The 20,311-nt window shown below is 58.0% G+C and carries 18 protein-coding genes; 13 read left to right on the forward strand and 5 right to left on the reverse strand.

Annotated features, from left to right (window positions below; translation table 11 throughout):
* Positions 1–85 precede the first annotated feature (85 nt).
* Both hrcA and PSJ8397_RS07960 read left to right on the forward strand, forming a co-directional pair.
* Positions 86–1,147: a heat-inducible transcriptional repressor HrcA gene (hrcA, locus tag PSJ8397_RS07955; protein ID WP_085864048.1), complete on the forward strand. Its 1,062-nt coding sequence runs from the start codon at positions 86–88 to the stop codon at positions 1,145–1,147.
* A 12-nt stretch (positions 1,148–1,159) separates the two neighbouring features.
* Positions 1,160–1,732 (forward strand): nucleotide exchange factor GrpE, encoded by a 573-nt coding sequence (locus PSJ8397_RS07960; protein ID WP_085864049.1) that lies wholly within the window; start codon positions 1,160–1,162, stop codon positions 1,730–1,732.
* Here the strand turns inward: PSJ8397_RS07960 and mutS are convergent.
* Positions 1,716–4,340 carry a DNA mismatch repair protein MutS gene (mutS, locus tag PSJ8397_RS07965; RefSeq protein ID WP_085864050.1) on the reverse strand — a complete coding sequence of 875 codons (2,625 nt, stop codon included), beginning with the start codon at positions 4,338–4,340 and terminating at the stop codon, positions 1,716–1,718. The two genes, PSJ8397_RS07960 and mutS, sit on opposite strands and share 17 nt — an antisense overlap.
* A 122-nt stretch (positions 4,341–4,462) precedes the next feature.
* On the opposite strand from mutS, the gene PSJ8397_RS07970 reads away from it, so the two are divergent.
* Complete coding sequence (locus PSJ8397_RS07970; protein WP_085864051.1) at positions 4,463–6,718, forward strand: NADP-dependent malic enzyme; 2,256 nt, start codon at positions 4,463–4,465, stop codon at positions 6,716–6,718.
* Positions 6,719–7,585, forward strand: coding sequence for a ribokinase (locus PSJ8397_RS07975; RefSeq protein ID WP_085864052.1), 867 nt, complete (start codon positions 6,719–6,721; stop codon positions 7,583–7,585).
* Here PSJ8397_RS07975 and msrA read toward each other — a convergent pair.
* From msrA to PSJ8397_RS07990, 3 genes are all read right to left on the reverse strand, one after another.
* Positions 7,575–8,234, reverse strand: coding sequence for a peptide-methionine (S)-S-oxide reductase MsrA (gene msrA, locus PSJ8397_RS07980; protein WP_085864293.1), 660 nt, complete (start codon positions 8,232–8,234; stop codon positions 7,575–7,577). The two genes, PSJ8397_RS07975 and msrA, sit on opposite strands and share 11 nt — an antisense overlap.
* A gap of 205 nt (positions 8,235–8,439) precedes the next feature.
* The gene (locus tag PSJ8397_RS07985; RefSeq protein ID WP_085864053.1) at positions 8,440–9,663 is read right to left on the reverse strand and encodes an argininosuccinate synthase; all 1,224 of its coding nucleotides are present in this window, start codon (positions 9,661–9,663) and stop codon (positions 8,440–8,442) included.
* Between the two features lie 48 nt (positions 9,664–9,711).
* A complete protein-coding gene (locus PSJ8397_RS07990; RefSeq protein ID WP_085864054.1) occupies positions 9,712–10,146 on the reverse strand; it encodes an NUDIX domain-containing protein in 435 nt (144 codons plus the stop codon).
* Between the two features lie 71 nt (positions 10,147–10,217).
* Between PSJ8397_RS07990 and hslO the strand changes: the two genes are divergently transcribed.
* The 8 genes from hslO to PSJ8397_RS08030 all read left to right on the forward strand — a co-directional run bounded on the left by hslO (position 10,218) and on the right by PSJ8397_RS08030 (position 19,152).
* On the forward strand, positions 10,218–11,216 hold the full coding sequence (gene hslO, locus PSJ8397_RS07995; RefSeq protein ID WP_085864055.1) for an Hsp33 family molecular chaperone HslO: 999 nt from the start codon (positions 10,218–10,220) through the stop codon (positions 11,214–11,216).
* Positions 11,216–11,812 carry a CoA pyrophosphatase gene (locus tag PSJ8397_RS08000; RefSeq protein ID WP_085864056.1) on the forward strand — a complete coding sequence of 199 codons (597 nt, stop codon included), beginning with the start codon at positions 11,216–11,218 and terminating at the stop codon, positions 11,810–11,812. Before hslO ends, PSJ8397_RS08000 begins: the two co-directional genes overlap by 1 nt.
* The gene (locus tag PSJ8397_RS08005; protein WP_235000623.1) at positions 11,805–13,082 is read left to right on the forward strand and encodes a CCA tRNA nucleotidyltransferase; all 1,278 of its coding nucleotides are present in this window, start codon (positions 11,805–11,807) and stop codon (positions 13,080–13,082) included. Before PSJ8397_RS08000 ends, PSJ8397_RS08005 begins: the two co-directional genes overlap by 8 nt.
* The gene (locus PSJ8397_RS08010) at positions 13,079–13,651 is read left to right on the forward strand and encodes a LysE family translocator (RefSeq protein ID WP_085864057.1); all 573 of its coding nucleotides are present in this window, start codon (positions 13,079–13,081) and stop codon (positions 13,649–13,651) included. Before PSJ8397_RS08005 ends, PSJ8397_RS08010 begins: the two co-directional genes overlap by 4 nt.
* 41 nt (positions 13,652–13,692) lie before the next feature.
* Positions 13,693–15,540 carry an ABC transporter ATP-binding protein gene (locus PSJ8397_RS08015; protein WP_085864058.1) on the forward strand — a complete coding sequence of 616 codons (1,848 nt, stop codon included), beginning with the start codon at positions 13,693–13,695 and terminating at the stop codon, positions 15,538–15,540.
* Positions 15,537–17,378 carry an ABC transporter ATP-binding protein gene (locus PSJ8397_RS08020; RefSeq protein ID WP_085864059.1) on the forward strand — a complete coding sequence of 614 codons (1,842 nt, stop codon included), beginning with the start codon at positions 15,537–15,539 and terminating at the stop codon, positions 17,376–17,378. Before PSJ8397_RS08015 ends, PSJ8397_RS08020 begins: the two co-directional genes overlap by 4 nt.
* Positions 17,379–18,581: a class I SAM-dependent RNA methyltransferase gene (locus PSJ8397_RS08025; protein ID WP_085864060.1), complete on the forward strand. Its 1,203-nt coding sequence runs from the start codon at positions 17,379–17,381 to the stop codon at positions 18,579–18,581. It abuts the gene before it with no gap.
* An 82-nt stretch (positions 18,582–18,663) separates the two neighbouring features.
* Positions 18,664–19,152 carry a L,D-transpeptidase family protein gene (locus tag PSJ8397_RS08030; RefSeq protein WP_085864295.1) on the forward strand — a complete coding sequence of 163 codons (489 nt, stop codon included), beginning with the start codon at positions 18,664–18,666 and terminating at the stop codon, positions 19,150–19,152.
* Between the two features lies 1 nt (position 19,153).
* Here the strand turns inward: PSJ8397_RS08030 and dalA are convergent, their stop codons facing one another.
* Positions 19,154–19,708: a divisome-associated lipoprotein DalA gene (gene dalA, locus PSJ8397_RS08035; RefSeq protein ID WP_085864061.1), complete on the reverse strand. Its 555-nt coding sequence runs from the start codon at positions 19,706–19,708 to the stop codon at positions 19,154–19,156.
* Between the two features lie 374 nt (positions 19,709–20,082).
* On the opposite strand from dalA, the gene PSJ8397_RS08040 reads away from it, so the two are divergent.
* Complete coding sequence (locus tag PSJ8397_RS08040) at positions 20,083–20,274, forward strand: ferrochelatase (protein ID WP_085864062.1); 192 nt, start codon at positions 20,083–20,085, stop codon at positions 20,272–20,274.
* Positions 20,275–20,311: the final 37 nt, after the last annotated feature.

Consider the following 20,311-nt stretch of genomic DNA (forward strand, 5'->3'; position numbering starts at 1 on the left):
ATACGCGCCCTGCCCTTCAATTCCAACCCCGATTGACCTTTCGCATCGCTCGTTCATAAATGCCTTCGCCCAAGGGGACAGCGCCATGACCGATCAAACGCCCAGCCTCGATGATATGAACGCCCGCTCGCGTGAGGTGTTTCGCCGTGTTGTCGAAGGCTACCTCGAAACCGGCGCGCCGGTGGGGTCGCGCACGCTGACGCGCACCTTGTCCGAACAGGTCAGTGCCGCCACCATCCGCAATGTGATGCAAGACCTCGAATTTCTCGGCCTGCTGGACAGTCCACACGTCAGCGCCGGTCGCATCCCCACACAACAAGGCCTGCGAATGTTCGTCGATGGTTTGCTTGAGGTTGGCGATCTTGACGGCTCGGACCGCGCCAAGATTGATCAAACCATGGGCGGCAACAGCGATGATGTTGCAACACTGCTGGATCGTGTCGGCTCCGCCCTCTCCGGCGTCACCCAGGGCGCCAGCCTTGTCCTCGCGCCCAAGCACGAAGCCGAAATAAAACACATCGAATTTGTCAGCCTGGCCGCCGACCGCGCGTTGGTTGTTCTGGTCTTCGCCGATGGTCATGTGGAAAACCGCGTCTTCACCCCACCCCCGGGGCAAACCCCGTCGTCCATGCGTGAGGCCGCGAATTTCATCAATGCCCTCGCTGCCGGTCGCACCCTGTCTGAATTGGGCAAGGCGATCGAACGGGAAATGAAAACCCGACGGCAAGAGATTGATACGCTTGCCGCAGAACTCGTCTCCTCCGGTGCCGCAATCTGGGAAAACAAAGGCGAATCAACCGAACGGCTGATCGTGCGGGGCCGCGGAAATCTGCTGACCGAGGATGATCAGGCAGACCTCGCCCGCATCCGCACGCTCTTCGATGATCTTGAACGCAAGCGTGACATCGCCGAATTTCTTGATCTGACAGAGGCCGGCGACGGCGTGCGCATTTTCATTGGCTCTGAAAACAAACTTTTCTCACTTTCGGGTTCCTCTTTGGTGGTTTCCCCATATATGAACGCTGATCGAAAGATTGTGGGCGCAGTCGGGGTCATCGGGCCCACGCGTCTGAACTACGGGCGCATCGTGCCCATCGTGGATTACACCGCGCAACTGGTCGGAAAACTAATCTCCGATCGCGGATAAGAAGGTTAGGTCATGGCTGACAAAGACAACGAATTTCTGGACGACATCATGGCGGACGTGAACAGCGGCCCCGAAGATGAAATGACACTCGACGACCTCGCCAACGAAGAGGTGAATGAGGACATCGTCGATCTGCAGGCCGAAATCGCTGAATTGAAAGACGCTTACATGCGTGCCCTTGCGGATGCTGAAAACACCCGCAAACGCGCCGACCGTGACCGGCGTGAGGCTGAAAATTACGGCGGTTCCCGTCTCGCCCGTGACTTGCTGCCTGTTTATGACAACCTCGAACGTGCGCTGTCCAACGCGAAGGAAGACGGCAAAGAAGGCGACAAGGCCTTGCTTGAAGGCGTCGAACTCACCATGCGCGCCCTCGTCGAAGTTTTCAAAAAGCACGGTATCCAGCCTATTAAGCCTGAGGTTGGCGACGCCTTTGATCCTCAGCATCACGAAGCGATGTTTGAGGCCCCCGTGCCCGGCACCACCAAAGGTGACATTATTCAGGTTTCCGCAACCGGCTTCATGTTGCACGATCGTCTGTTGCGTCCCGCGCAGGTCGGCGTGTCCTCTACGCCGAAGTCTTGATCAGCCCGCGTAGCTCATAAATCAGATCCAACGCCTCTTTCGGCGACAGATCATCGGGCAAGACATCCTTCAACCGCGCCTCCACCTCGGACGGCGCGGTTTTTGCTGGGGCGGGCGCTGGTGTGGCACTAAACAACGGCAAATCATCGATAACGGCCTTTTGCTGCCCTTCCCGCTCGCCCTTCTCCAACGCTTCCAACACCACCTTCGCGCGGTCCACGACGGCGCTGGGCAATCCGGCCAACCGCGCCACCTGCACCCCGTAAGACCGATCCGCCGTGCCGCGTTTCACTTCATGCAGGAAAATCACATCGCCTTCCCATTCCTTCACGCTCACCGTCGCATTGGCCACCGCATCCAACTTGTCCGAAAGCTGCGTCATCTCATGGTAATGGGTCGCAAACAGCGCGCGGCACCGGTTTACATCGTGCAGATGTTCCAGCGTCGCCCAGGCAATCGACAACCCGTCATAGGTCGCCGTGCCCCGCCCGATTTCATCCAAGATCACCAAGGCCCGATCATCCGCTTGATTCAAAATCGCCGCTGTTTCGACCATTTCCACCATGAATGTGGATTGCCCCTTGCTCAGATCATCTGACGCGCCAACGCGACTGAAAATCTGGCTGACCACCCCGATTTCAGCCGCCGATGCAGGCACAAACGCCCCCATCTGCGCCAACACCGCGATCAGGGCGTTCTGCCGCAAATACGTCGACTTACCGGCCATGTTCGGCCCGGTCAGCAACCAGATGGATTCACCCGTCAGGTCACAATCATTCGCTACAAACGGTGTGCCCGACGGTTTCAACGACGCCTCAACCACCGGATGCCGCCCGTCTGTGATCACAAACTCTCGCCCCGATGTCATCACTGGCCGAACCCAGCTTTCTTCCCGCGCCAAACGGGCCAAACCGGCGCTCAGATCAAATTCCGCCAACGCCCGCGCCAGCGTAAACAACTGTGGCGCTTGCGCCAAAATCGCATCTCTCAGGCTGGAATAGAGACGTTTCTCAATCTCCAGACACTGCCCACCCGCATTCAAAATGCGCGTTTCCAGTTCGGACAGCTCAACGGTGGTGAACCGCACCTGATTGGCTGTTGTCTGACGGTGAATGAACGTTTCAGACAAGGGCGCGGCCAGCATTTTAGCCGAATGGGTCGCCGTCACCTCGATGAAATAGCCCAGCACGTTGTTGTGCTTGATTTTCAACGCGGCAATTTCAGTGTCCTCAGAATACCGTTGCTGCATCTGCGCGATCACCGATCGGCCTTCATCGCGCAGCGACCGAAATTCATCCAACTCGGCGTCATACCCAGACGCCACAAACCCGCCATCTCGTGCCAGCAATGGCGGCTCGGCCACCAATGCCGCATCCAGCAGATCCAACACTTCGCCCTGCCCCACCAAATCGCGGGCCGACTGTGCCAGAACCTCTGGCATGTCGTCAGGCAAAGCATCGGCAATCGCCTCGGCCTGCGCAATCGCGCCTCGGATCGCCGCCATGTCGCGTGGCCCGCCCCGATCCAGAGACAGCCGCGACAACGCACGGTCCAGATCAGGCACCTCACGCAACCGATCTTCCAATAACGCGGCCACATCGCCTCGATCCAGACACCAGGCCACCGCATCATGCCGCGCCCCGATCAGATCCAAATCCCGTGACGGTGACGCCAACCGCCGTTCCAACAAGCGCGCCCCACCAGACGTCAGCGTCTTGTCGATCACCGACAACAGCGATCCGGCGCGCCCACCTGCCATGCCATGTGTCAATTCCAACGATTTCCGTGTCGCGGCATCAATCTGCATCGCCGCGTCGCGCGCTTCCCGAACCGGCGGACGCAGCAGGGGTAATTTGCCCTTTTGGGTAATGTCCAGATATTCAACCACGGCAGACATCGCCGCAATCTCAGCCCGCGAAAACGCGCCAAATCCGTCGAGAGATTTGACAGAATAGACACTGTTCAGGCGTTTTTCGCCATTTGTGCTGTCAAATGCCGCGTTCCCCAATACCGTCAAAGCAGCGCCGCTGTCTTCGACAATCGTGCCAAAATCTGCCTCTACACTGTCGGCCAGCAACACTTCTTTCGGGGACAGCCGGGCCAATTCGGGCCCCAATCCCGCTGCATCACACGCCAGAACTGAAAACGCCCCCGTCGAAATATCAACCCAGGCCAACGCCCCGTCCCCGCGCACATCCGCAAAGGCCGCCAGAAAGTTGTGACGTCGCGCGTCCAGCAATGAATCCTCGGTCAACGTGCCCGGCGTCACCACCCGCGTGACGCCCCGTTTCACCACCGCCTTATATCCGCGCTTCTTCGCCTCAGCCGGTGTTTCCAACTGCTCACACACCGCCACGCGATGCCCTTTGCGGATCAACGTCAGCAAATACCCTTCGGCGGCATGAAACGGCACGCCGCACATGGCAATATCTTCGCCCAGATGCTTCCCACGTTTCGTCAGCGCAATGTCCAAGGCCTCTGCCGCCTTGACCGCATCGTCGAAGAACAGCTCATAAAAATCGCCCATGCGATAGAACAGCAAGGCGTCCGCATGGTCGGCTTTGATCTCTAGGTATTGCGCCATCATTGGCGTCACGGTGCTGCTCATCTGTCCCCCCGAACATTGCCTCGCCAACCTACCCAGCCAATGTTAGCGACGAAAGTGCTAAAACGGACGGTTGCCGCCCTGAAACCGGCCCCCTATCAATGCAAGACGCAAGGGAGGCGAACATGGCAAACAACAAGGTCACACGCGAGGACGCATTGGCGTTTCACCTGGAACCGACCCCCGGCAAATGGGAGATCAACGCAACCGTCCCAATGACCACCCAACGTGATTTGTCATTGGCCTATTCCCCCGGTGTCGCCGTGCCCTGCGAAGACATCGCAGCAAAGCCTGAACTGGCCTACGACTACACGAACAAGGGCAACCTCGTCGCGGTCATTTCCAACGGTACAGCCGTTCTGGGATTGGGCAATTTGGGTGCATTAGGGTCGAAACCGGTGATGGAGGGGAAGGCCGTTTTGTTCAAACGGTTTGCTGATGTAAACTCCATCGACATCGAACTCGATACCGAGGACGTGGACGCCTTTTGCAATGCCGTCAAACTCATGGGTCCGACCTTTGGTGGCATCAACCTTGAGGACATCAAGGCGCCCGAGTGTTTCATGATCGAACAGCGTCTCAAGGAAGAAATGGACATTCCGGTCTTTCATGATGACCAACACGGCACCGCCGTCATCTGCGCCGCTGGTTTGATCAATGCTCTGCACATTTCGGGCAAGAAAATCGAAGACGTCAAAATCGTTCTCAATGGCGCGGGCGCTGCGGGCATCGCCTGTATCGAACTTCTCAAGGCGATGGGCGCGCAGCACAACAACTGCATCGTCTGCGACACCAAAGGCGTGATTTTCCAAGGCCGGACCGAGGGCATGAACCAGTGGAAATCGGCCCATGCCATCACCACGGACCTGCGCACGCTTGAGGACGCGATGAAGGGTGCGGACGTGTTCCTTGGCGTTTCTGTCAAAGGCGCAGTGACACCTGAGATGGTGCAATCCATGGCCGACAACCCCGTCATTTTCGCGATGGCCAATCCAGATCCTGAGATCACCCCCGAAGAGGCGCATGAGGTGCGGGTGGACGCGATTGTCGCGACCGGTCGCAGCGACTACCCCAACCAGGTGAACAACGTCCTCGGGTTTCCCTATCTGTTCCGCGGCGCGCTCGATATCCATGCCCGCGCGATCAATGACGAGATGAAAATCGCCTGCGCCCACGCCCTTGCCCAGTTGGCGCGCGAGGATGTGCCTGATGAGGTCGCAATGGCCTACGGCAAGAAACTGACCTTCGGACGGGATTACATCATCCCCACGCCTTTTGATCCGCGACTGATCTATGTGGTGCCGCCGGCAGTCGCCCGCGCGGGCATGGACACTGGCGTCGCGCGTCGGCCGATTGTCGACATGGACAGTTACGAACTTGGCCTGAAAACGCGGATGGACCCGACCGCATCTATCCTGCGCGGCATCAACGCCCGCGCCCGCGCCAACCAAAACACGGTGGTCTTTGCCGAAGGAGACGACACCCGCGTCCTGCGCGCCGCGGTTCAATACCAACGCTCCGGTTTTGGTCGTGCGTTGGTTGTTGGCCGCACCGATGACGTGAAGCAAAAGCTGGAGGCCGAGGGCCTGGGCGATGCAGTGCGCGAACTCCGCGTCGTCAACGCTGCCAACACGGACCATTTGGAAACTTACAAGGAATTTCTCTACAACCGCCTGCAACGCAAAGGCCATGATCGGCAGGATATCCACCGCATGGCGTCGCGTGATCGTCATGTTTTTGCATCCCTGATGTTGGCCCATGGTCACGCCGACGGGATGGTGACCGGCGCCACCCGTAAATCTGCGCATGTGTTGGAACTGATCAATCACGTTTTCGACGCGGGCCCCCACGACGGTGCCGTAGGTGTCACCGCTGTCCTTCACAAAGGTCGCATCGTCCTCATCTCCGATACGCTTGTCCACGAATGGCCCGATGAAAACGATCTGGCTGACATCGCCGAACGCGGGGCCGAGGTTGCTCGCACCCTAGGGATGGAGCCCCGGGTTGCCTTTCTGTCCTTCTCAACCTTCGGCTATCCCGTCTCTGAACGGGCAGAGAAAATGCACATCGCGCCCAATGTCCTCGAAGCACGTGGCGTTGATTTCGAATTCGAAGGTGAGATGACAGTTGACGTTGCCCTCAACACCAAAGCGCAAGAGGCCTACCCGTTCCAACGTCTGACAGGTCCAGCCAACGTGCTGGTCGTGCCCGCGCGCCACTCTGCGTCGATCTCTGTGAAACTGATGCAGGAAATGGCGGGCGCGACGGTGATCGGCCCTATTCTGGCAGGCATCGATAGGCCCATTCAGATCTGTTCAACCGTCAGCACGGTGAACGATATCCTCAACATGGCGGTCCTCGCCTCAAGCACGGCTAAGTAAATGGCACTCTGGAACCTTGGCGGCATCAACGCCGATCACGTCTACGGCGTCCCGCATATTCCCGCCCCGGGGGAGACGTTGGATGGACAGTCCCACAGTCTCTATCTCGGCGGAAAAGGGGCCAATATGTCCGTTGCCGCCGCCCGCGCGGGCACCCACGTCCGCCACATTGGGGCCGTCGGCGAAGACGGCGCATGGGCGCGGGACCGGCTGATGGAATACGGCGTCGATACACGCGCGATCACAACCGTCGAGGCTGACACCGCTCATGCGATCATCTTCGTTGCTGAGGATGGTGAAAATGCGATCATGGTCTATCCCGGCGCCAACCGTGCCATCCCCGAAGACCACCTAAAACAGTCACTAACACAGGCCGAAACCGGTGATTGGTTCGTTTGTCAGAATGAGGTGAACCTCCAAGACGAAGCGGTAAAGCTCGCCGCTGACATGGGTCTGAACGTCGCCTATGCGGCCGCCCCTTTTGATGCAGATGTCACAAAACGTCTTTTGCCGTACCTCGATTTTCTGATCTTGAACGAGGTTGAGGCAGACCAGCTGAAACAGGCCACAGGCCAAGGCCCCGCTGATCTGCCCGTGCGCGACGTGGTTGTCACCTTGGGCGCAAAGGGCGCGCAATGGTTCGGGGAAAACGGTGTCGTCGATGTGGCACCCCACGTCGTGACCGCAGTGGATACAACTGGCGCGGGCGACACCTTCACGGGCTACGTCTTGGCGGGCCTCGATCGGGGGCAACCGATGGAACAGGCGCTAAAAACGGCGGCTAAGGCCTCCGCCCTTATGGTCACACGTCACGGCACCGCCGACGTCATCCCCGATCTGGCCGAGGTTCAGGCGTTCAGTGGGTGATGAACGGCGCGTTTGAACCCCAGATCGCCTCAACCCGTGCATCACGTCCACAGGCTTCGCGGTAGAACGCGTAAGCCTCATCTTGCCGCTTGGGGCCAGCCCGCGTCAGCAGCAACCGGCTGCCTTTGTAATAATCCTGATGGTAAGCTTCAGCTTCGTAAAACGGGGCCGCCTGCATGATCGGGGTCACGACGGTTTGTCCCAATTCGGCCTCCGCCGATGCCTTGGCGGCCCGCGCTGCGTCAAGTTGCGCTTGCGTCGAAACAAAAATCGCCGTGCGGTAGCTGTCACCGCGATCACAAAATTGCCCGCCTGCATCCAGCGGATCAATCGACCGGAAAAACAAATCATAGATCTGCCGTTCGCTGATCTGGCCGCGGTCAAATCGGATCTCAACCGCCTCATAATGGCCGCTGCCCGACATGGTGGCATAGGTCGGGTTCTCGGTCGTCCCGCCGGTATAGCCTGAAACAACCTCCGCGACGCCGCGCACCTTCTCAAAATCACTTTCGACGCACCAGAAACAGCCACCGGCCACGGTGATCGTTTGCATGTCGCGCGCGTCGGCTTTGCTTGCGTTCAGAAGGGTGGCAATTCCAATGCTCACCGCCAGGGCAAAGGTTTTCAAATTTGTCGTCAGATGTGTCATCGCAAACCTCAGGGTGTTGCACATAGCATCGCGCCAGACCTTGCCCGAAACAACCAGGCGCAACGCAATGTCACGCCCAGTTTACCGATTGCGATTAACCTTTGGTGCCAGCCTGGCTGCCATACGCAAGCCATACGCCTGCCATACGCGAGCCATACCAGCATTTACTGGGTTTTTCGCAAATGGTTAACGGCGCTGGGCGGCGTTATTTGACCCGACGATTCCGCGCCGCCAGCAATTTCAAACGCAGTGCATTCAGCTGAATAAAGCCCGCTGCATCCTTCTGGTCGTATGCGCCCGCGTCTTCTTCAAACGTCACATGCGCCTCGGAATAAAGGCTGTGATCAGACCATCGGCCCACGCAATTTACCGAACCTTTATAAAGCTTTAGCGCGACAGTCCCGCTGACGTGCTCTTGGCTTTTATCAATCGCCGCCTGCAGCATTTCGCGTTCGGGGGAGAACCAGAAGCCGTTGTAAATCAGCTCTGCGTAACGGGGCATTAAGCTGTCTTTAAGGTGGCCTGCGCCACTATCCAGCGTGATCTGTTCAATCCCGCGATGGGCCTCAAGCAACACTGTGCCACCCGGCGTTTCATAGATCCCGCGCGACTTCATCCCAACGAACCGGTTTTCCACGAAATCCAACCGGCCAATCCCGTGCTTTCCGCCCAGTTCATTCAACTTGGCCAGGATCGTTGCGGGCGACATCGCCTCACCATTGATGGCAGTGGCATCGCCCTTTTCGAACGTGATTTCAATCACTTCCGGCGTATCGGGTGCATCCTCAGGCGCGACGGTCCGCTGATAAACATAGTCAGGGGCAGCAACAGCGGGGTCTTCCAAAACCTTGCCCTCAGATGAGGTGTGCAGCAGGTTCGCATCTACAGAAAACGGCGCTTCGCCGCGTTTGTCCTTGGCAATCGGAATCTGATTTTTCTCAGCAAAATCAAGGAGTTTTGTCCGGCTGGACAGATCCCACTCCCGCCACGGTGCGATCACCTTGATGTCGGGGTTCAGCGCATAGGCACTCAGCTCAAACCGCACCTGATCGTTGCCCTTGCCCGTCGCCCCATGGGACACAGCATCCGCGCCCGTCTCAGCCGCAATCTCAACCAACCGCTTCGAAATCAAGGGCCGCGCGATGGAGGTGCCCAGCAAGTACAAACCCTCATACAGCGCATTGGCACGGAACATCGGAAAAACAAAGTCGCGCACGAATTCTTCGCGCACATCTTCGATAAAGATGTTCTCTTCCTTGATGCCCAGCGTCACAGCCTTCTCACGTGCAGGCTCCAACTCCTCCCCCTGGCCCAGATCGGCGGTAAAGGTCACAACCTCACACCCATATTCTGTTTGCAGCCATTTCAGAATGATCGACGTGTCCAGACCACCGGAATAGGCAAGGACGACTTTCTTCGGGGCGGACATGGGCGACTCCTAGATAATTGTTTGGCGCGGATTACGCCGATTTTGATGTCAGAGCAAGCTGGCCACAAAGGCTGCATCGCCTTCGTTCGTCAGCAGGGCAGGGGCCTCAACCATGGGAACCCAAATCGCGTGGTGTCCCTCTTCGGTGGGGGGGCCCATACGAAGGGTCGGTTGTGACCAATAAACCGTGCAAATCTTTTCGGCCCAAAGATCGTATTCAGGCATGAAAACAAAGCGTTTGAAAACGCCAAGGCGGCGGGGTTTGTCCATACGCCAGCCGGTTTCCTCCATCACCTCACGGTGCAGCGCGGGCAAGGTGTGTTCGCCTGCATCGATCCCACCGCCCGGCAGTTGCAATTCAGGCGCGTCGCCGTCCTGCACGGTCAGCAACACATCCGCCCCGCGTTGCAGTATCACATAGGCCCCTGGACGCGGCGTGTAGCGCATAGCAGGGTCAACGCGTTCGCCGTATCGTCTGATCATGGTCTTTTACCCTGCCTTGTGACACCTATATGGACGCGGTATGCCAATCCCTGACCTGTTAGGAAAGCCAAATGACCACTGCATCAACTATTGCGTGGGACGACACTGTTCTGCCATTTCAACTGGACGCATCGGACATCCGCGGGCGCGTGGCCCGTCTGGACGGGGTGTTGGATCAGGTTCTGTCACAGCATGATTACCCCCCCGCGGTTGAGGCTTTGGTGGCGGAAATGGCGCTGCTGACGGCCTTGATCGGTCAGACGATAAAATTGCGTTGGAAGCTGTCGTTGCAGGTGCGCGGCGATGGTCCTGCACGTCTGATTGCCACGGATTACTATGGCCCGACTGAGGACGGACAACCTGGCCGCATTCGGGCCTACGCCAGCTATGACAAGGATAAGATTGACCCGACAGGGCATCCGTTCAGCCAGATCGGCAAAGGCTACTTTGCGATCCTCATCGACCAAGGCGAAGGCACCACCCCCTATCAGGGTATCACGCCGATCGCGGGTGGCAGCCTGTCTGCCTGTGCTGAGGCGTACTTTGCCCAGTCTGAACAGCTGCCCACATCGTTCAAACTGACGTTTGGCAAATCCTCTGTTCCAGGCGGCACGGAAAGCTGGCGGGCGGGTGGCATTATGCTGCAAGCGATGCCCAAGGCGTCCCCCTCGGCCAACCCCGATGGTGTATCCGACGACGGGCTGACGGCCGCCGCTGATCTGATGGATGACGAAGAGGGTGAGGACTGGAACCGCGCCAACCATCTTTTGCAAACCGCAGAAGAGATGGAGATGATAGGCCCCTCCGTTCAACCGACAGAACTGTTGGTCCGTTTGTTCCACGAAGAACAACCGCGCGTGTTTGATCCGCAGCCGGTGCAATTCGGGTGTTCGTGCTCTGACGACAAAGTGCGTCAGTCCCTGTCGATCTACTCGGCAAAGGACATCGCCACAATGACAACGGACGAAGGCATTGTGACGGCCGATTGTCAGTTCTGCGGGGCGCACTACGAATTTGACCCCGCAACCTTGGGGTTTGAGGCCACGGAAGGCCCAGATGCAAAATCCTAATGCAAAGCCCTGAGGATCTCAAAAATGCCCTGCTCCGCGCGGTGGACCGCGTGGGGCAGGGCACGTCTGATTTCGATCTGAACCCCGAAGTGGTTTTGCCCAAGGGCCGTGTTTTGAAACAAGCGGGCGTCTTGATGGCCGTGACACATGACGCGCAGGTGATCCTGACCAAACGATCCGCTCATCTGAAAAACCACCCCGGACAGATCGCTTTTCCAGGTGGTCGGATGGACGACACCGATACCGATCTGGTGCAGACTGCCCTGCGTGAGGCGCAGGAGGAAATCGGCCTTGATCCGACATGCGTCGATGTTCTTGGCCCGCTGCCCAGTCATGAAACTGTCACCAGTTATACCGCCACCCCGATCGTCGCGCTGATCCCGTCCGGGCTGACCTTTACCCCTGAACCTGGCGAAGTGGCTGAGGTGTTCACCGTCCCCTTGTCTCACGTCACCACGATTGCGAATTTTGCTGTGCAGGGCCGCCGTTGGCGCGGGCAAAGACGCCAGTATTACACGGTGCCGTATGGACCTCATTACATCTGGGGGGCCACCGCCCGAATGTTGCGCAGCTTGGCAGAGGTGTGGGATGACTGAGGCGTCTCGCATCCTTTGGGGGCAAGACGGCACCTTGCGTTCCATCGGTCAGCCCGCTTGGTTGACGGACCCAGACCTTGCCCAACTGATGCAAGGGTTCGAAGACGCAGGCCAACAGATCTATGCCGTGGGTGGGTGTGTCCGCGATACCGTGATCGAGGCGGAACAGAACGTCCCGCCCAACGAACCGCGCGTGCGGGTGAACGATGTTGATCTGGCAACAGATGCTGTTCCCTCCCGCACTGTCGAAATCATCGAACGTCTTTCCGACATTCATGGCAAGCCGTGGAAAGCGGTCCCCACGGGAATTGACCATGGCACAATCAGCGCCATCGGCCCTCGGTCAGGGCAGGCGTTTGAGATCACGACGTTCCGCCGCGACGTCGACACGGACGGTCGCCATGCCACTGTCGCGTTTTCGGACACTGTCGCCGAAGACGCCCAGCGCCGTGATTTTACGATGAATGCCTTTTATGCGGACCGTCAGGGGAATGTCATTGATCCCGTGGGCGGCTCTGCTGACCTGAAGGCGCGGCATGTCCGATTTATCGGCGATCCCATGCAGCGCATTGAAGAGGATTACCTTCGGATCCTTCGGTTCTTTCGGTTTACAGGGTCGCACGGGCGGTCCGAAGATGGGATTGACGCCGATGGCCTTGCCGCCTGCGCGATGGGGGCAGATGGGCTGGATGGCGTATCGCGTGAACGCATCGGGGCTGAGGTCGTGCGCATCATGGGCCACCCCGATCCAGCGCCCACCATTGGGTCTATGGAAATGTCAGGTGTCTTGGCCCGGATTTTGCCGGGTGCAGGGTGTGCCTCGCTTGCCCGTCTTGTGGACCTCGAAGGAGCCTATCCGGCCGAGGACCCCATGTTGTCCCCCGCTGACGTTCCCACACGGTTGGCGTCTTTGGGGTGCGACGACATTGTGGACCGGTTGCGTTTGTCGAAAGACCAAGCCCGCAAAATTGCACTCGTCCGCCAAGAAGCAGGCGCGGCGACGCCACCGCACGAATTGTCATACCGCCACGGTTTTTGGCCGGCTGTGCAGTGCCTGTTGTTGCGCTGGGCGTCGTTGCTCAGCCCGTTTGATGCCACCGCAATCGCGGATTTGGAATTGGGGGCGCAAGCAACCTTTCCCATCACCGCCCGCGATCTGATGCCGGAGTATTCCGGCAAAGCATTAGGGGATCGGCTGGCAAAGCTTGAGGCCGCCTGGATTGCGTCAAAGTTCACCAAAACAAAAACAGATCTGATGAAGATGCCATGACGGCGCTGATTGGGTTTGTCTTCTTTGGCTTGTTCTCACCGGGGCCGAACGTCATTCTTCTGACAGCGTCTGGCGCACGGTTCGGGTTTCAGCGGACGTTGCCCCATTTGCTGGGTGTGGCGCTGGGCGTTGGTGTGATTGCGTTCGTCACGGGGCTGGGCCTTGGCACCTTGATCACCGCCTATCCGGCTTTGCGCATCGGTTTGATGATCATCGCCTCGCTGTGGATCTTATGGATGGCGTGGAAGTTGTGGCACGCCAAACCCGCCGCGGCAGAAGACAACGACCGGCCGTTTACCTTTGTGCAGGCGATTTTGTTCCAATGGATCAATCCTAAGATCTGGGCGGTCGCGACCTCGGCCTCTGCGCTGGTGTCTGGCCTTGCGCCGTTGGACCAAGGGTTGACCTTGGGCGTGACGTTTTCGCTGACGAACCTTGGTGTGTGCCTGTTCTGGACCTGCGCCGGCAGCCTTTTGAAAACCTTGTTGTCTGATCCGGCGAAGTGGCGCATTTTTATGCGGTGCATGGCCATAGCACTGGCCGTCTTTTCCGGTTTGGTTTTCCTTTAATCCGTTTCGGGTTAAGTCAGGGACGGAAAGGTACTGTTCCTGTGTTCCGTTTCTTTGAAAACCTTGTTGATCCGTATGAGCCCTACGCGCAGGTGGACGCCCCGCCCACGCGCCTTTGGCCGTTTCTGAAGACCTATGCGCGCCCGTTCAAACGGGTCTTCTGGGCGGCTGGTATCATGTCCGTCGTCGTCGCTGTCATTGAGATTTGGTTGATCGCCTACATGGGTCGATTGGTGGATCTGATCGCGCCCGGATCCGAGGGTACGGTGTGGTCCGACTACGGATGGGAATTCTTCGCTGTTGGTCTTTTTTTGCTGACCCTGCGTCCGCTTTTGCAGGTCATTGATGTCGCACTCCTCAACCAATCCATTGTGCCGAATTTCGGCACCATCGTGCGGTGGCGGGCGCATCGTCATGTCTTGCGTCAATCGGTTGGCTGGTTCGAAAACGACTTCGCCGGACGCATCGCCAACCGTATTATGCAAACCCCACCCGCTGCGGGGGAGGTTGCGTTTCAAGTCTTCGACGCCGTGACCTTTGCCCTGGCCTATATCGTGGGCGCTGCGGTTTTGCTGATGGGGGCGGACCCTCGATTGCTGATTCCCCTGCTGGTTTGGTTTGTTCTTTATGCAGCCTTGGTGCGCTGGACTGTGAAACGTGTGGGCCCCGCTGCGCAGGCGTCCTCTGATGCGCGGTCTGAGGTGACGGGCCGCGTCGTTGACAGCTACACCAACATTCATTCCGTCAAGATGTTCGCGCACCACGACCGAGAAATCGACTACGCCCGCGACGCCATCGAAAAGACCCGCACTGCGCTGCAACGCGAAATGCGGCTGTACACGATTATGGATGTGTCGCTGGTGGTGTTGAACGGCTTCCTCATCGTCTCTGTCGTTGGTTGGGCGCTGTGGCTGTGGTCCGGCGGGCTGGCTTCTGCGGGGATCGTTGCGGCCGCTGCGGCGCTGACATTGCGGCTCAATGCGATGACGGGCTGGATTATGTGGGCCGTGACAAATCTGTTCCAAAACCTTGGCGTTATCGCCGAAGGGATGGAAACCATCGCCCAGCCGATCACATTGGTCGATGACGAAACGGCGAAGCCCTTGGCCATCGAAGGAGGGGCGATTCGTATCGAGAGTCTGACCCATCACTACGGTCGCGATGCGGGTGGCATTGATGCATTGTCCCTTTCGATTGCGGCTGGGGAAAAGGTCGGGCTTGTTGGGCGCTCAGGGGCGGGTAAATCCACTTTGGTGAAACTGCTGTTGCGGTTCTATGACGCCGAAGGCGGCCGAATTTTGGTGGATGGGCAGGACATTCGCACCGCAACACAAGACAGTGTGCGGCACGCCATCGGGATGGTGCAGCAGGACAGCTCCCTCCTGCATCGGTCGGTGCGCGACAACATCCTTTATGGGGATCCCTCCGCGTCTGAAGAACAGATGATTGAGGCGGCCAAACGCGCCGAAGCCCATGACTTCATCCTCGATCTTGAGGATGGCGAGGGCCGGACAGGATACGATGCCCAAGTCGGCGAACGCGGCGTAAAGCTGTCGGGCGGCCAGCGGCAGCGCATATCGCTTGCACGGGTGATCCTAAAGGACGCCCCTATCTTGCTGCTGGATGAGGCGACATCAGCCCTCGATTCTGAGGTTGAGGCGACGATCCAATCGACCCTCACCAAATTGATGGACGGCAAAACCGTCATTGCCATCGCACACCGTTTGTCGACGATTTCGCAAATGGACCGGATTATCGTGATGGATGCGGGCCGCATTGTCGAAGATGGGACGCATGATGAACTCTTGGCGCAAGACGGGCAGTATGCCGGTTTCTGGCGTCGGCAGTCTGGCGGGTTCATCGGCACTGATCTGGACGCGGCCGAATGATCCTACAAACATGGCGGCGCATGGTGATTTGGGGCGTGCGCGCGTTGCGCAGCGAGGATCGCGCCGTGACACCCCCACCGCAAACACTGCTGAACTTTATACGCTGGTCGATTCGTGGTGCCGGCTGGGCCATTGCGCTGACCATCGGGTTATCCCTCGCCCATGGCGCGACAGAGGTTGCGACAGCATGGGCGCTAGGCCGCATTGTTGATGCTGTGGCCGATGGCGCGTTGTCCAGTGCGGGTTGGGTATTGGCGCTGGCGCTGTTCTTGTTGCTGATCGCGCGGCCCATTTTGTTCAGCGCGGGGGCATTTGTGCAGTCCATCGTTTTGGGGCCGGGTATTTTCACCCAAACACTGCAACGTCTTTACCGGCACAGTGTTGGCCAGGCGGTCAGCTTTTTCGATAATGACTTTGCGGGTCGTCTGGCACAAAAACAGATGCAAACAGCGGGTGCGATGGCGCAGGCCATCACCGAAAGCAGCGGGCCCATTTTGTTCGGATTGGCCAGCGTGCTGGGCGCGGTTGTCTTGGTCGCGACCATCGCGCCGGTTCTGGTTCTTGTCATGCTGGTCTGGTTTCTTGGGTATCTGGCATTTCTGCGCTTCACGATCCCGAAAGTCCGCTCTCGTGCAGGTGCGCGGGCTGAGGCGCGCAGCCAGGTGACTGGGCATGTTGTCGATACGGTCACGAACATCAAAACGGTCAAACTGTTCGCACGGGCGGATCACGAAGACGAACAAGCCATCCGCGCCATGCGGGTTCTGCACGAACGACAGGGCGATTTCGGCGAAATCTCCGTTCTGTTTCGGCTGGGGCTGACGTTTATTGCGGGGCTTTTGCCGATTGCACTTGTTGGGGTCGGGCTGATGCAGCCGGATGCCTCTGCCGGTGATATTGCGGCGATGGGTGCCGTGGCCATCCGCCTTAGCCAGATGACTGGGTTCATCAGTTTCACCCTTATGTCGATCTATGCCGATCTGGGTGAGATTGAGGATGGCATGAAGACATTGGCGGGTCGGCACACGCTGACGGACGCCAAGGGCGCTGGCGTTTTGTCTGTTGAGGGCGGCCAGATCGAATTTAAAAATGTCACCTTTGATTATGACGGCACGGGTGGTGGGATTCGCGACATCAACCTAACCGTCAAACCGGGGGAAAAACTGGGCATTGTCGGGGGATCAGGTGCGGGGAAATCGACCCTCGTGAACCTGCTGCTCCGGCTTTATGACGCCAAGGAAGGGCGTATCGAAATTGATGGCCAGAACATCGCAACGGTGACGCAAGACAGCCTGCGGCAAACCATTGGCGTGGTCACGCAGGAAACGGCGATGTTCAACCGATCTGTCCGCGCCAACGTGCTTTATGGTCGCCCAGATGCGACGGACGACGAGATGATGGATGCTATCAATCGTGCTGAGGCCCGCCAGTTCATCGAAGACCTGAAGGACACCAAGGGCCGCACGGCGTTTCAGGCCCATTTGGGTGAACGGGGGGTCAAACTGTCTGGCGGTCAGCGCCAACGCATCGCCCTTGCCCGCGCCATGTTGAAAGACGCTCCGATCTTGGTTCTGGATGAGGCGACAAGTGCCCTCGATAGTGAGGTTGAGGCCGCGATTCAAATCGCCCTGGATCGTGCGATGGAGGGGAAAACCGTCGTGGCCATCGCGCATCGTCTGTCTACAATTGCCCACATGGACCGCATTATTGTGCTTGAACAGGGTCGCATTGTGGAAGAAGGCAGCCACCAAGACCTGTTGGCGCAGGGTGGAACCTATGCGCGGTACTGGACACGACAGTCCGGCGGGTTTGATGTGGAAAACGCCGAGGCTTCGTAAATGACCCAGACTGTTGAAAAGATGACCCAAGCAGGCCTTGGCCAGTTGGCGGATGGGACGTTGCTGGATCGCGTTTTGCCAGGCGAAGAGGTTGACGTTCAGCCAGACGGATCCGCGCGGATCGTCACCCCCGTCGCTGATCGCGTCAAACCCCCTTGCCGTCATTTCAAAAGCTGTGGCGGCTGTGCGGTCCAGCACGCCTCAGACGGGTTTGTGGCAGATTGGAAAACCCAGATCGTTGCGCGGGCCCTGTCCGCACGTGATCTGGCATTCCCATTTCGTGCCTTGCATACCTCTCCCTCTCAAAGTCGGCGCCGCGCGCGGTTTTCAGGGCGGCGCACCAAAAAAGGCGCAATGGTCGGGTTTCATGCGAAGGCCTCTGACGCGCTGATTGATGTGCCTGATTGCCAGCTTTTGCTGCCGACTTTGCGGGCTGGCTTTCCCGCGTATGAAGCGTTGACGGTGATCGCCGCGTCCCGCAAATCTGAAATTAACCTGACCGTCACCGATACGTTGGGGGGGTTGGATGTGATGGTGACGACGGAAAAGCCCCTTGATGGGCCGCTGCGGATTGAATTGGCGGCATTGGCGGATGCGCATGATCTGGCCCGTTTGGCGTGGAATGACGACGTGGTCGTGACCCGTAAGTCCCCCGATCAGCAATTTGGCCCGGCCCGCGTTGGCCCGCCCGCCGGTTCGTTTTTGCAAGCGACCCGTGAAGGGGAGGCCGCCTTGGTCGATGCAGTGATGGGCACAGTGGGGGACGCCAAACGTATCGTTGATCTGTTTTCGGGGGCGGGCACGTTTAGTCTGCCTCTCGCCACACAGGCGGAAGTTCACGCCATTGAGGGAGAGGCTGAGATGCTTGATGCCCTTGATCGGGGCTGGCGCACCGCTGTGGGGTTGAAACGGGTGACGACCGAGGCCCGCGATCTTTTTCGCAGACCGTTGGAGCCGGACGAATTGGATCGCTTTGATCTGGCCGTTCTTGACCCGCCGCGGGCGGGGGCGGAGGCACAGATCAGAACCTTGGCGGCGTCCAAGTTGGCGGCAGTGACAATGGTGTCGTGCAATCCCATCACCTTCGCCCGCGACGCGGCCCACCTGACATCGGCAGGTTTTGTGATGGATTGGATCGACGTTGTCGACCAATTCCGGTGGTCCCCGCATGTCGAACTTGTGGCGGGTTTCACACGTTCGTGAGCGACGATTCGCCTGTGCTGCTAGGCAGATTGCGGCAAATGTCGTAAGACGATGAAAAACCTCTGTGGGCAGTACCGCAATGATGAATCGACGCACATTTACAAGTGCCGCAGCGCTGTTCGCGCTGACGGCATGTTCGAACAAATTTCGTGTTTATGCTGGCCCGCCGGTCACCAGCATCGTTGTGCAAAAAGAACGTCGGAAGATGTTCCTTTTGAATGAACAGGACGTCTTGAAAACCTACGACTTTGAACTGGGTTTTGCGCCCACAGGTCATAAGCAGGTTGAAGGCGACGGTCGGACGCCCGAGGGCGCCTACTACATCGATCGAAAAAACCCGAACAGTCGTTTCTATCTTTCGATTGGAATTTCATATCCAAACAACCGCGACCGCGCACGGGCAGCGGCCATGGGACAATCACCCGGGGGTGATATCTTCATTCACGGCACGCCAAAGCGGTTCCGGCGTGAGCCTGATTGGACATGGGGGTGTTTGGCTGTCAAAGACCGTGAGATGGAAGACATCTATGCCATGGTAAATATTGGCACGCCCATCTTCCTGTATCCTTAAATTACTGAATGGCCAGCGGATTGGCTTCTGCGACAGCGCCCGCGCGTGTGCGGTCTGCCAGAACAAGGGTCCACCAGATTTTGCCGTTCGCTTCCTGAAACCATGAAAAACCCATGTCGTTTGCAGCCGGATCAAGCAAAACAGCGCGCGTATTCGGGCGCTGCATCCATGCTGCCAGCGTTTCAAGCTCTGTCTCATAAGTCTCAGAGATCGTTTCACCGGTCAGTTGGCCTGCATAGCCAACACGGCGCAGACGGTCGATTGGGGACGACCCATCAGATCCGAAGTGCCATGGCCGATTCTGAACCGACATATCCCGCGAATGAGTCGCGGCGGCAGCATTCAGCTGCGCGTTCAGTTGGACAGGGCCAGCGCCTGCTGCTTGTCGCAGCGCATTTAGTCCGTCCACCATTCTGAACTGAATATCCGGTCCATCCTGTGCGGAAATCCGATAAATCTGCTGCGCAGGAAGGCCATCCGGGCCCACAGGTGCGGATGTGCTACAGGCGCTGAGCCCAAGACCGGCGATTCCCAAAAGAAATGAACGACGACGCATTGATGATCCCTTATCGGTTTTGTCCGCAATATCGCCTAAAACCGAGCTATTCAAACCTTCAGATGTGCAAAATGGTTCCCGCTGCATTCACATTCGTTTGTGAAACATGATGTACCAATCACACGTACAAATCGTTGAATTTGTTTAAGTTATTGAAATAAATATATGAATTTTGCGCCCTATGCTACGATGTGGCGACAATGTGACGGCGAAGTGTTGCTGATATGACGACAGGTGCGTCGGAATACTGCTACGATTGGCAATGTCTTTGCATTCTGATTGCATCCATGATTTGGGATAATCCGAGGAAAGTCTTGGGTGCCCATGGCGCAACCTCAATAAATTTGCCGTGGGCAAAAAACTGGAGAACGAAAATGAAAAAATTTGCACTTGCTGCTGCATTCGCTGGCGCTGCTTCCACTGCTTTCGCAGGTAACGTTGCTGCCCCGATCATCGAAATGGAACCTGTTGTAGTGATCGAAGAAACCGCTGGTTCTTCCTCCTCCGCAGGCCTGATCATTCCACTGATCCTGGTTGCTCTCATTGCTGCTGCAATGAACGACTAATCAATTCGACTGATTTAGAAGAAAGGCTGCCCGTTTG

The sequence above is a fragment of the Pseudooctadecabacter jejudonensis genome (genome assembly GCF_900172275.1).
GTDB lineage: Bacteria > Pseudomonadota > Alphaproteobacteria > Rhodobacterales > Rhodobacteraceae > Octadecabacter > Octadecabacter jejudonensis.